The sequence below is a fragment of the Streptomyces sp. NPDC017943 genome, from assembly GCF_044328425.1.
Lineage (GTDB): Bacteria > Actinomycetota > Actinomycetes > Streptomycetales > Streptomycetaceae > Streptomyces > Streptomyces djakartensis_A.
Genome location: NZ_JBIRHH010000003.1, coordinates 521,009 through 533,232, shown reverse-complemented (window position 1 = coordinate 533,232; position 12,224 = coordinate 521,009). Strand labels below are relative to the sequence as shown.

Here is a 12,224-nt window from a genome sequence, read left to right as displayed (position 1 = left end):
GGGTTCACAGCACCTCGGGCAGGTCCTCGGCGAACAGCAGCGTCAGGTCGTCGGTGGTGGGCTCGGCGACCTGGGCGACCCGGCTCGCGTGCCGCTCCACCATCGCCTCGAACGTCTGCCGTGCCGTACGGCCGTTGCCGAACGACGGACCCTTGGGCAGGTCGGAGAAGTACTTCAGCAGCGCCTCCGCGGCGCCCGGCGCCAGCCGGTACTCGTGCTCCTCCGCCTGCTGTTCCACGATCCGCAGCAGGTCCTCCGGGCCGTAGTCGCTGAAGGTGATGGTCCGTGAGAAGCGGGAGGCGACACCGGGATTGACCGACAGGAAGCGCTCCATCTCGGCGGTGTAGCCCGCGACGATCACCACGACCGCGTCCCGGTGGTCCTCCATCAGCTTCACCAGCGTGTCGATGGCCTCCTTGCCGAAGTCGCGGCCCGCGTCCTCGGGGGAGAGCGCGTACGCCTCGTCGATGAACAGCACGCCGCCGCGGGCCTTCTCGAAGGCCTCCTGCGTGCGGATGGCCGTGGAGCCGATGTGCTCGCCGACCAGGTCGACCCGGGACACCTCCACCAGGTGGCCCTTGTCCAGCACCCCGAGGGAGGCGAGGATCTCGCCGTACAGCCGGGCCACCGTCGTCTTGCCGGTGCCGGGGGAGCCGGTGAAGACCAGGTGCCGCTTGACCGACGCGGCCTTGAGCCCGGCCTGCACGCGGCGCCGGCCCACCTCGATCATGTCGGTGAGGGCGCGCACCTCCCGCTTCACGCTCTCCAGGCCCACCAGCGCGTCGAGTTCACCGAGGACGTCCTTGGAGCTGCGGGCGGGCCGCTCGGCCGGGGCGTGTTCCGCCGGGGCGGGGACCACCGGTTCGGTGCGCGGACCGGGGACCGCGCCGAGCAGACCGGGGGAGTGCTCCGCCGTCTGCACGGCCGTCTCCGGCACGGCGTACGCCCGCAGGGCCGCGCTCTCGTCGCTCGTGCAGTCCTCCACCACCGGTCCCGCCGCGGAGGCCGGGTCGGCGCCGCTGTCGGCGAACTCGTAGCCGCCCCGGGCGCACCGCTCCGTGCGGCACTTGCGCAGCGTCGTACGGCTGCCGTCGATCACGTGGAAGCCGTAGCCGCCGCTGCCCGTCACCCGGCAGTTCACGAAGCTGCCCCGGCCTCCGGCCGAGACGTAGACGCCGGCCTCCGCCGGGGAGTCGACCGTGCAGCGCTCCACCGCGGGATCGGCGCCCTTGGTGACGATGACGCCGGTCTGGGTGCCCGACAGCGTGCAGTTGCTCAGCGTGCCGCCGCTGCCGTGGTCGCGGAACCAGGCGCCCGTCGCCGCGTCCCGGATGCGGCAGTCGTCGAGCTGCGCGGTCGCGCCGTCGCTCACCGACACGGCCGTGTTGCGCACCTGCGACAGGTCGCTGTCCACGACGTCGGCGCGCGAGCCGCGGTCGAGCACGAACAGGGCGTCCGGCACGTCGTGCACCCGGCAGGACTCCAGGACCGCCGTGGCGCCGTCGCTGACCCACACCGCGGGGTAGTCGCCCGTGCTGTCGAAGATCTCGCACTGGTTGGCGTCCACGCGGGTGCCCGGGTCCCACACCGACAGGCCGTTGCGCCCGAACTGCCGCACCGTCGTGCGGGTCAGCGTGAGGACGGAGCGCGAGCGCAGGTCGACCGCGTTCTCCGGGATGTCGTGGATGCGGCAGTCGGCGAGGGTCAGCACCGCGTCGGTGTCGAGGGTGACCCCGTCGGCCGTCGTGCGGTGCACGTCGCAGTCGGTGAGGTGGGCGGTGGCCCGGCCGGTGATCTGCACCCCGCTGCCGCGCACCTCGTAGATCTCGCAGCCCACCGCCTCCACCGCGGAGTTCTCCCCGGTCGCCGACAGCCCCGGTCCGGAGGCGTGGTGCACCCGGCAGCGCTCCAGACGGGGGTGGGCGCCGCCGCGCACGGCCACCCCGGCCTGGCCGGCCGCGACGACCTCGCACTCCTCGAACACCCCGCCCGCGCCGTCGACCACCGCGATGCCGACGCCCGCCGGGTTGTCGACGGCACAGCGGCGCACCGTCGGCCGCGCGTTGCCGCGCACCTCGATCCCGGCCGCCGACCGCGTCACGATCCGTACGTCCCGCAGCTCCGGCGTGCCCTCCTCGATCAGCACCGCCGGGGCGGTCGCGTCCTGGCCCTCCACGTGCAGGTCGTGCACCACGGCGGAGGCGCGCACGGTCAGCGGCACCCCGTCCACGGGGGCGATGCGCACCGAGCCCGGGGAGTTCTCCGGCCCGCGCAGGGTGATAGCGCGCTGCAGGACGAGGTTCTCCCGGTAGGTGCCGGGCGCGACGGTCAGCACGTCCCCGTCGGCCGCTGCCTCCAGGGCCGCGGCGAGCGATGCGTACTCACCCGTGCGGCGCCGCCACCGCGACGTACCGGTGTGCGTCACCTGGACCGTGCCCTGTGCCATGGTGTAGCTGTGCCCCCACCTCGGTCGTACTGATGGCTCGTTCGCCTTCGGGACGCATCTTGCCGGTGCCGCCGCGACCGGGCCCGGCCCGGGGGCCCGGTCGCGCACGCGGTATCGGCACCGGCGCGCCCTTCCTGCTCGCTCGCGCGCGGGTCGTGCCGAACGGGTTCGGCCGGACCACCGTAGCGTGCGCGCGGGCGGTGGGTTGACCAGAGCCGGAAGGCCGTCAGCTGCCGGTGCCCGTCCTGCCCCAGTCCGGGCCCGCCCTGCCCCATGCCCGGTCCCAACGCGCGTACCGGCGGCGGACCATGCGCCACACGAGCACCCGTCTGCCGGCCTCCACGGCGGCGCCCGTCAGCAGGGCCGCGCCCACGCCGGCGAGGACCGCGTGCGTCGACGCCGTCGCGGCGTCGAGGGGGCGGGCCACCAGCAGGCCGTGCCGGTCGGTCCATATCCGGAAGCGTTCGCCCTGCTCCGGGTCCCTGAGGCTTGCCAGGACGGTGCCCCGGTGCGCCGTGCCGTCCGGTGCCGTCCACTCGGCGAGGACGCGGGTGCGCAGATCCCGGCCCGAGGACGTCTCCGGGTCGGCGTCCAGCAGGGAGCGGTCGAGCGTGCGGACCACGGTCGCCGTCACCGTGTGGCGGGTCTCGTGCTGGGCCCGGACGGAGCGCTGCAGGGCGTCCTGGGCGGCGCCACCGGCGACCGCGCCGGCCACCGGCGCGGCCACGAGGATGAGCAGCAGGGCGGCCAACGCGAGCCAGGCCTCGGCCAGATCGGTCGGACGGCACAGCGGGTTGCGCCGCCAGCGCCACAGCCCGCTGATCGCTCGCACGGCCCGCACCCCCTTCCCGCTCCGGGACGGCCCCGCGCGGCCGTCCACGCCCGGTCCCGCGCGCGGAGGGCCTTCCTCGTCACCGCGCGCCGGGGCCTCTCATGAATTTCTCACACAAGGCCAACGCCCGGGCCGCGGGGCCGGTTCCCGTCGCGCCCGGGGCGCCCGGCTCGACCGGCGCGCGACCGCTACGCGAGGATGCGGACGGCGTCGCCGACGCGGAGGGTGCCCCGGGACAGCGGGACCAGGTTCTGGCCGAAGACGAGCTTGCCGTCGAGGCGGCGGTGCAGGCCGAGGGTGTGCAGCGGCTCCCGGCCGCGGTCGCCGCTGCCCTGGTCGGTGGTGGTCACCACACATCGCCCGCAGGGCTTGGCGACGCGGAACTCCACCTCGCCGACGGCCAGTCGCGACCAGCCGTCCTCGGCCCAGGGCGGCGTGCCCGACACGACGACGTTCGGCCGGAAGCGGTCCATCGGCAGCGGGCCCTCCTGCGCGTGTTCCCCGTGCGCGATCAAGGTGTTGAGGGCGTCGAGGGAGGAGGTGGTGGTGAGCAGCAGCGGGAAGCCGTCGGCGAAGGAGACGGTGTCGCCGGGGCGTGCGTACTCCGGCGCGACGGGGCGGCGCGTCGCCGGGTCGTCCATGTGCACCAGGCGCGTGCCGACGCCGAGGTAGGAGCTCCACCAGGTGTGCGCGTCGGTGCCGTCGGCCGGGACCGCCTCGACCTTGTCGCGGAAGATCTCCATCGGCACCGTGCCCGCACCCCGGGGGACGGGCACCGTCAGCGGCTCCATCCCGGGTGCGGACAGCCGGACGCCGCCACCGGGCAGCGACTCGGCGGCGGCGAGGGCGAGGCGGGGCAGCCGGCGTTGGGTGAGGACCTTTCCCCCGTTGTCGAGCACGGCCCAGCGCCGGTCGCCGGCCAGCCCCCAGGGCTCCACGACGGCCTCGGCGGGCGCGAGGCCCCGGGCCGCCTTGACCGGGTGGACGTGGATCGAGTGCAGGTGAGCGTTCCCCATGGGGCCATCGTGCCAGCAGGCGCCGACAGCCCCCGGGGCGGCTCTCAGTACCCGCGGTACTGCTGGCTCTGGTACGGGTCCTGATAGGGCGCCGGGGCGGGTCGCGGAGCCGCGGGGCGCATCGCCTCGTACCCCGCGGGCGCCACCGGGCGCGGCTGCTGCGGATACGGGCCGGGGTAACCGCGCGGCGCGGTGGCCTGCTGCGGGATGTACGCCGCGGGCGCCTGCTGCAGCGGGGCCGGCTGCTGCGCCTGCGGGTAGCCGTAGGCGGGCTGGGAGGGGGCTGCCGGGAGGGCGGGCAGCGCCGAGGGCAGGGCGGGGAGGTTGCCGCCCGGCATGTCGTACTGAGCGGGGACCCGGATCGGGGCGATCTGCGGGGTGCCCCGCTCGGCGACGAGCCTGTCGTAGATCGGGGTGTCCGGGAAGGAGGCGGAGTAGTAGCCGCCGCCATAGGTGGAGCGGGGGGAGGTCATGGCACATAAGTTAAGCCCACGATGTGCTGGTTGGGGAGACCGATAAGAGGGTTGTTTTGCGGGCCCGCAGTGACCTGGGATCCCCAATGCGAGCGAACTCGGCAAAAAGGGGCGCCGAGCGGCGGGTAGATCGTGTAAAGGCCGAGTTCCAGGCGGGTTACCGACGGTTGACCCGCAGTGTTTCCGCGAGCGTGCATGGGAGTTCGCGGCGATCAGGAATAGGTTGTGCGGACGGAACTCGACGGGCGTCCGGGACGGGCCCGGCGCAATGATCGGCAATGGGGGCGGACATGAACATGACGAAGGGGTCGAACACTCCGGTGCCCACCGGGGAACTGCGGGTCGAATTGGGCTGGCGCACCGGCCCGGGAGTACCCGACGTCGACGCCTCCGCCCTGCTGCTGGTCGGCGGGAAGGTCCGCTCGGACGCGGACTTCGTCTTCTACAACCAGCCCGCGCACTCCTCCGGCGCGGTCCGGCACGAGGGCAAGCGCGACGTCGGCGGACAGGTGACGGACACGCTCCTGGTCGACCTCGCGCGCGTGGAGCCCGCCATCGAGACGGTCGTCCTCGCCGCCTCCGCGGACGGCGGCACGTTCGGGCAGGTACCGGGCCTGTACATCGAGGTCCGGGACGCGGGCGCGGGCACCACCGTCGCCCGCTTCGACAACCCGGGCGCCGGTACCGAAACCGCCTTCGTGCTGGGCGAGTTCTACCGCCGGCAGGGCGCCTGGAAGTTCCGCGCCGTGGGACAGGGCTACAGCAGCGGCCTCGAAGGACTGGCCACGGACTACGGCATCACCGTGGACGAGCCCCAGCAGGCGGCCCCGGCCCCCGCCGCCGCGCCCTCGCCTCCCGCACCGCCGGTGACCGCGCGGCCCGCCACCCCGCCCCCGCCCGCCGCGCCCCCGGCGCCCGAGCCCGTCCGCCTCACCAAGGTCACGCTCACCAAGAACGCCCCCTCCGTCTCGCTCACCAAGCAGGGCGGCACCTCCGGCGCCCTGCACGTGAACCTCAACTGGGAGGTGCGCAAGCAGTTCTCGGGCTGGAGCAGCAAGTTCGGCCGCGCCACCGCGATGCACTCCGACCTCGACCTCGACCTGTGCGCCCTGTACGAACTCGCCGACGGCAGCAAGGGCGTCGTCCAGGCCCTCGGCAACGCCTTCGGGGCACTCGACCGGCCGCCGTTCATCCACCTCGACGGCGACGACCGCACCGGCGCCAGCGCGTCCGGCGAGAACCTCACCGTCAACCTCGACCACAAGCACCTCTTCCGGCGCATCCTCGTCTTCGTCACCATCTACGAGGGCGCCCGCTCCTTCGCCGACCTGCACGCCACGGTCACGCTCCGCCCCCAGCACGGGGCGCCCATCGACTTCTCCCTCGACGAGTGCACGGTCCCCTCCCTCGTGTGCGCGCTGGCGCTGATCACCAACACGGGCGGGGACCTGGTCGTCCAGCGGGAGGCGCGCTATCTGGTGCCCGAGCGGGGCGTGAGCCCGCAGCGGACCGTCGACTACGCCTACGGATGGGGCATGAACTGGACCCCCGGCAGGAAGTGACGCCCCGGAACGGCCGTCAGCCCTCGTCCGGCAGGGCCTCCGGGCGCGCGTAGGTGCGGCCCTTCCAGGCCGCACCGCGCCCCCGGTAGTGCTGCACCGCGGAGTCGACCGTCATGAGGAGGTAGAGGAACGCGGTGAACGGCAGCAGCGGGGCGAGCCACCACGGCTGCCCGTAATGGCGGAGCATCGGCACGTACGTCCCCGCCATGATCAGCCAGGTGAGGCCGCCCGCGACCGCCGCGGCCGTACTGCCCGCCGCGACACCGACGGCCAGGGCGGCCGGCGGCACGAGGTACACCAGCGCCAGTCCGGCGACCGTCCCCGCCAGCACCACGGGGTTGTGCCGCAACTGGGCATAGGCGCTGCGCGACACCATCCGCCACAGGTCGTGCAGCCGCGGGTAGGGCCGCACGCTGTCCACGCGCTCGGCCAGCCCCAGCCAGACCCGGCCGCCCGTGCCCTTCACCGCCCGCGCGAGCGCCACGTCGTCGATCACCGCGTGCCGGATGGCGTCCGGGATCCGCGCCCGCGCGGCGGCGTCCGCCCGCAGCAGCACGCAGCCGCCGGCCGCGGCCGCCGTCCGGGTGCCCCGCCGGCCGATCCACCGGAACGGGTAGAGCTGCGCGAAGAAGTAGACGAACGCCGGCACCACGAGCCGCTCCCAGGCGCTCTCCACCCGCAGGCGCGCCATCTGCGACACGACGTCGAACCCGCCGGACCCGGCCGCCGACACCAGCGCGCGCAGACTGTCCGGCGCGTGCGCGATGTCGGCGTCCGTGAGCAGCAGGTACTCGGGATCACGCGCGCGTGCCAGGGCCATCCCGTGGCGGACCGCCCACAGCTTGCCGGTCCAGCCCGCGGGCGGCTCCCCGGGGGAGGCGACGGTCAGCGGCAGCCCGCCGTGCCGCCGCGCCAGCCCGCGCGCCAGCTCCCCGGTGCCGTCCGTACTGCCGTCGTCGACGAGGAAGACCTCCGCCCGCCCCGGATAGTCCTGCCCCAGCAGCGACGGCAGCGCGGCCGGCAGCACCGCGGCCTCGTCACGGGCCGGGACCACGACGCACACCGGCGGCCACACGTCCGGGTCCCGCCGCCGCGGCAGGCGCACGTCCGTGCGCCAGAAGAAGCCCTGGCCGAGCAGCAGCCACAGCCAGGCGAGCAGTGATCCAGCGGCAGTCCACACAACGGCGCTCACGCGCGCAGTCTGCACCACGGCACCGGCCCGGAGCGGCTCATCGTCTATCGTGATCGGGTGAAGATCGCGCTCATGGACTCCGGAATCGGTCTGCTGGCGGCCACCGCCGCGGTACGGCGGCTGCGCCCCGACGCCGATCTCGTGCTCTCCCTGGACCCCGACGGCATGCCGTGGGGCCCGAGGACGCCGGAGGACCTGACCGGCCGCGCCCTGGCCGTCGCCGAAGCGGCCGCCGCACGCCGCCCCGACGCCCTCATCGTCGGCTGCAACACCGCGACGGTGCACGCCCTGACCGCCCTGCGCGCCCGCCTCGAACCGCAGCTCCCGGTCATCGGCACCGTGCCCGCCATCAAGCCGGCCGCGGCCGGTGGCGGCCACCTCGCCATCTGGGCCACCCCGGCCACCACCGGCAGCCCCTACCAGCGCGACCTGATCCGGGACTTCGCCGGTGGGGTGCCCGTCACCGAGGTGCCCTGCTGGGGCCTGGCCGAGGCCGTGGAGCACGCGGACGAGGCGGCGATCGACGCCGCCGTCCGCGCGGCCGCCGCCCTCACGCCCGAGGAGGTGACCACCGTCGTCCTCGGCTGCACCCACTACGAACTGGTCGCCGAGCGCATCCGGGCCGCCGTCCAGCGCCCCGGCCGCCCGCCCCTCGTGCTGCACGGCTCCGCCGGTGCCGTGGCCGCCCAGGCCCTGCGCCGGCTCGGGGAACAGCCCGCCCCGGACGCCGCACCCGACGGCACCCTCACCGTGCTGCTCAGCGGCCGCGAGGGCGCGCTGCCCGAGCCCGCGCTGGCGTACGCCGAGGGCCGGCTGCTCCAGGCGGTCACGCCCGCGCGCTGAGCGGGCGGCGGCGCATGACGCGGGCGGTGACGCCCGGCCGGCGCAGTCACCGTCCGCCACGAGGTACCGACACAGCGGAACGTGAGTAACCTCGATGGCATGAGGGACCACCCCCACGGCGAGAACGCCACCCATCGGTACCCCGACGTCTGGACCGGTCGTGCGACCAACCGGGCCCAGTGGCTGCTGGCGCTCGCGGGTGCCGCCTGCCTCGCCCTGGGCATCGCGCTGGCCGTGGACTCGGCGTGGAAGTCCGGGATCGCCCCGCTCGTGATGGCCGTCGTCGGGTGCATCGCCGCCGGTCTGCTGGTCCTCTTCGGGACGCTCGCCTTCGTGCACGTCGCGCTCCGGGTCGACGAGGACCACCTCGAGGTCCGCTGCGGCCACATGGGACTGCCGCGCCGGCGCATCCCCCTCTCCCAGGTCGTCGGCGCCACGTACACCTCGCACGTCACCCCCCGGCACTGGGGCGGCTGGGGCTACCGGTGGCGGCCGGAGAAGGGGACGGCGGTGGTCGTGCGACGCGGCGAGGGCGTGGTGCTGGAGCTGTGGGACGGCCACACGTTCACGGTCACCGTCGACGACGCGGAGGCGGCCGTGCGGGTCATCGAGGAACGGCTGCGGCCCGGCAAGCCGGGAGCGGCCGCGCACTGAGATGTGCGGTGGAGGCGGGGCGGGATCCCTCCTCGCCGTCAGGCGGCCGCGCGCCCCGCGTCCTGTGAGCGCGGCTCAGCCGTACGGCTCGCCGGACCGGCCGGCAGGGGGCGCGCCGTGGCCATGCCCGCCAGCAGGCCCGCACCCACCGAGACGGCGGTGAAACTGAGCGCGTTGCCCAGCGCCGCGATCGTCGCGAGGGCCGTCAGCGCCGCGCCCGCCGTGAGCGCCACCGGCGTGGGACGCGGACCCCGCCACAGCGCGTAGAGGACCCAGCCGAACGCCGCCGCCAGCAGGACCACGCCGACGACGCCCTGCTCGGCGGCCTGCTGCAGCGCCGCGGAGTGCGGCCTGCCGTCGGACACCAGCGAGTGGGCCGACGTCGCGCTCAGCTCCCCGAAGCGACCGGGCCCGGCGCCCAGGGCCGGCTCCTCGGCCAGCAGGCGCCACGCGTCCTGCCACAGCTCCACGCGGTGCGGGGTGAGCCGCTCCTCGACGGCACCGCCCGAGCCGCTCGGCACGGCCCGTGCGGCGACCGACCAGGTCAGCCCCGTCACCAGGACGGCGACCGAGGCCAGCACGGCCAGGGCGGCGCCGCGGTGCGGGGTGCGGCCGGCGGCCACCGAGCAGAGCAGCACGGCCACGCAGGCCACGCACCCGACGGTGGAGCCGAGGAGCGCCGCCAGCAGGGCCGCTCCGGCCGCGAGCAGCCGCAGGGCGAACCGCACGGCCGGATGGGAGGTTCCCCAGGCGGCGCAGCACGCGGCACCGGCCGAGAGCGTCAGCACGGCGGCGGTGGCCCCGGCGTGCCCCAGGGGCGCGCCGATCTGCGGGCCGGGGGCGAGGTGCGGCACGGCCAAGGTCAGCGCGATGCCTGCCAGGGCCGCGGCCACGGGCGCGCCGACCGGCACCACGGCCCCGCCGATCCGGCCCGCCGCGTATCCGGCCGCGACCGCCAGCACCGCGAGGAGCACGCCCTCGGGCCGGCCGTCGTGTGCGGCCGCCGTGATCAGGGACCAGCCGGCGCAGGCCCCGAGAACCACCACACCCGCGGCGTCCGCCGCGCTGCGTCTCCCACCGTCCGCGTCCGCACCGGACGCGGACGCCATCCCGCTGGAACCCACCCCGCACGCCCCCCGGCGCCCTAGCCCCTGACCTGTGACGACCTCGTCCGGACGACCGCTGCGGGCCGCACGGCGGAGGCTTCGGCACACCGTAACGGCTGGTGAAGGATTTGGGGATGCGCCGTGACGAAATGAACAAGGCGGGGGGTGCGGGGGCGGGCGCGAGCGCCCGGGCGGGGCGGGGCGGCAGCACTGTGTGGGTGCGGGTTGTCGTCGGGGACGGGGGGAGGGGTCCGTCGGGCCGTCCCCAGGGCGGGGTGCGCCTGGACGCGCCGCGAGCCCTGCGGGACTGGAGGTGCCGTGGGATGTGCGGGACCGTGCCCTCCAGAGGTGCCGTGGGGACTGCGCGACGGTGTGCTCCGCCGGGCGCCGTGGACCGTGCTGTCGGCTGCGACATCACTCGCCGTACACTCCGGAGGTGACCGTCACCGCAACATCCGTCGGCGAGTCGGACCGGCTGGAGCCGCGTGTCGCGCCCGGCGTCCGGACGTGGGGCCACCGGCTCGCGCGTCTCGTCCCGGCCGCCGCAGCCGCCCTCGCCGGACTGCTCCTCTACGTCAGCTTCCCGCCCCGCACCCTGTGGTGGCTGGCCCTGCCGGCCTTCGCCGTCCTCGGCTGGGTGCTGCGCGGCCGGGGGTGGAAGGCCGGACTCGGTCTCGGTTACCTCTTCGGACTGGGATTCCTGCTGCCGCTGCTGGTGTGGACCGGGGTGGAGGTCGGGCCCGGGCCGTGGCTCGCCCTGGTGGCCATCGAGGCGCTGTTCGTCGGCGCGGTCGGTGCCGGGGTGGCGGCCGTGTCGAAGCTGCCGGGCGCGCCCGTGTGGGCCGCCGCCGTGTGGATCGCCGGCGAGGCGGCACGCGCGCGGGTGCCCTTCGAAGGCTTCCCCTGGGGAAAGGTCGCGTTCGGGCAGGCGGACGGCGTGTTCCTGCCGCTCGCCGCGGTGGGCGGCACCCCGGTGCTCGGCTTCGCGGTCGCCCTGTGCGGCTTCGGCCTGTACGAGACCGTCCGGACGGCCGTCGCCCGGCGCAGGACCGGTGAGGTGCGGCGCGCCGCTGCGGCCGTGGGCCTGATCGCCCTCGCTCTCCCCGTCGTGGGCGCCGTGGCGGCGCGGCCCCTGGTCAGCGACCGGGCCGAGGACGGCCACGTGACCGTGGCGGTCATCCAGGGCAACGTGCCCCGGGCCGGCCTGGAGTTCAACGCCCAGCGGCGCGCCGTGCTCGACTACCACGCCCGCGAGACGCGACGCCTGGCCGCCGAGGTCCGGGCCGGCAAGGTGGCCCGGCCCGACTTCGTGCTGTGGCCGGAGAACTCCTCCGACATCGACCCCTTCGCCAACCCCGACGCCCGGGCGGTCATCGACGGGGCGGCCAAGGCCGTCGGCGTGCCGATCTCGGTCGGCGGTGTCGTCGAGCGGGACGGCCGGCTGTACAACGAACAGATCCTCTGGGACCCGGCCGAGGGGCCCGTCGACACCTACGACAAGCGCCAGATCCAGCCCTTCGGCGAGTACCTGCCGCTGCGTCCGCTCATCGGCGCGATCAACAAGAGCTGGACGGAGATGGTCCGCCAGGACTTCACCCGCGGCACCGAACCGGGCGTGTTCACCATGCACGGCGCCAAGGTCGGCCTGGTCACCTGCTACGAGGCCGCCTTCGACTGGGCGGTGCGGTCCGAGGTCACGGACGGTGCCCAGATGATCTCCGTGCCGTCCAACAACGCCACCTTCGACCGCAGCGAGATGACCTACCAGCAGCTCGCCATGTCCCGCGTCCGGGCGGTGGAGCACAGCCGGACCGTGGCGGTGCCGGTGACCAGCGGCGTCAGCGCCTTCATCATGCCCGACGGGACGATCACCCGGAGAACCGGGATGTTCGTGGCCGACTCGCTGGTGCAGAAGGTGCCGCTGCGGTCCTCGCAGACCCCGGCCACCCGGCTCGGGGTCCTGCCGGAGATCGCGCTGGTGCTGGTCGCGGCCGGCGGACTCAGCTGGGCCGCCGCCACCGCCCTGCGCGGGCGTCGCGCCGGTGACGTGTAGCCGTACGCCCGGCGCACACCGCCCCGAACCGGCCGGGACGGCGGGAC

General features: G+C 75.1%; 10 protein-coding genes. 4 read left to right on the top strand and 6 right to left on the bottom strand.

Annotated elements, in window-relative coordinates; all coding sequences use genetic code 11:
• Positions 1-4: 4 nt before the first annotated feature.
• The 4 genes from ACH4C6_RS11810 to ACH4C6_RS11795 all read right to left on the bottom strand — a co-directional run bounded on the left by ACH4C6_RS11810 (position 5) and on the right by ACH4C6_RS11795 (position 4,767).
• Positions 5-2,446: a right-handed parallel beta-helix repeat-containing protein gene (locus tag ACH4C6_RS11810; protein WP_398108403.1), complete on the bottom strand. Its 2,442-nt coding sequence runs from the start codon at positions 2,444-2,446 to the stop codon at positions 5-7.
• A 226-nt stretch (positions 2,447-2,672) separates the two neighbouring features.
• Entirely contained in the window at positions 2,673-3,278 is a 606-nt protein-coding gene (locus ACH4C6_RS11805; protein ID WP_398108402.1) for a hypothetical protein, read from the bottom strand.
• A 188-nt stretch (positions 3,279-3,466) separates the two neighbouring features.
• Positions 3,467-4,294 (bottom strand): MOSC domain-containing protein, encoded by an 828-nt coding sequence (locus ACH4C6_RS11800; protein WP_398108401.1) that lies wholly within the window; start codon positions 4,292-4,294, stop codon positions 3,467-3,469.
• A 44-nt stretch (positions 4,295-4,338) separates the two neighbouring features.
• Positions 4,339-4,767, bottom strand: a complete 429-nt coding sequence (locus tag ACH4C6_RS11795) for a DUF6643 family protein (RefSeq protein ID WP_398108400.1) — start codon at positions 4,765-4,767, stop codon at positions 4,339-4,341.
• 296 nt (positions 4,768-5,063) lie between these two features.
• Here ACH4C6_RS11795 and ACH4C6_RS11790 point away from each other — a divergent pair, with 296 nt between their 5' ends.
• Positions 5,064-6,329: a TerD family protein gene (locus ACH4C6_RS11790; RefSeq protein WP_398108712.1), complete on the top strand. Its 1,266-nt coding sequence runs from the start codon at positions 5,064-5,066 to the stop codon at positions 6,327-6,329.
• A gap of 16 nt (positions 6,330-6,345) precedes the next feature.
• Here ACH4C6_RS11790 and ACH4C6_RS11785 read toward each other — a convergent pair whose 3' ends face one another.
• The gene (locus ACH4C6_RS11785) at positions 6,346-7,539 is read right to left on the bottom strand and encodes a glycosyltransferase (protein ID WP_398108399.1); all 1,194 of its coding nucleotides are present in this window, start codon (positions 7,537-7,539) and stop codon (positions 6,346-6,348) included.
• Between the two features lie 39 nt (positions 7,540-7,578).
• Here ACH4C6_RS11785 and ACH4C6_RS11780 point away from each other — a divergent pair, with 39 nt between their 5' ends.
• Both ACH4C6_RS11780 and ACH4C6_RS11775 read left to right on the top strand, forming a co-directional pair.
• Positions 7,579-8,364, top strand: coding sequence for a glutamate racemase (locus ACH4C6_RS11780; RefSeq protein ID WP_398108398.1), 786 nt, complete (start codon positions 7,579-7,581; stop codon positions 8,362-8,364).
• A gap of 99 nt (positions 8,365-8,463) precedes the next feature.
• The gene (locus tag ACH4C6_RS11775) at positions 8,464-9,018 is read left to right on the top strand and encodes a hypothetical protein (RefSeq protein WP_398108397.1); all 555 of its coding nucleotides are present in this window, start codon (positions 8,464-8,466) and stop codon (positions 9,016-9,018) included.
• 38 nt (positions 9,019-9,056) lie between these two features.
• On the opposite strand, the gene ACH4C6_RS11770 is transcribed toward ACH4C6_RS11775, so the two are convergent.
• A complete protein-coding gene (locus ACH4C6_RS11770) occupies positions 9,057-10,127 on the bottom strand; it encodes an O-antigen ligase family protein (RefSeq protein ID WP_398108396.1) in 1,071 nt (356 codons plus the stop codon).
• A 433-nt stretch (positions 10,128-10,560) separates the two neighbouring features.
• Here ACH4C6_RS11770 and lnt point away from each other — a divergent pair, with 433 nt between their 5' ends.
• Positions 10,561-12,177, top strand: a complete 1,617-nt coding sequence (gene lnt / locus ACH4C6_RS11765) for an apolipoprotein N-acyltransferase (RefSeq protein ID WP_398108395.1) — start codon at positions 10,561-10,563, stop codon at positions 12,175-12,177.
• The last annotated feature ends 47 nt before the right edge of the window (positions 12,178-12,224 follow it).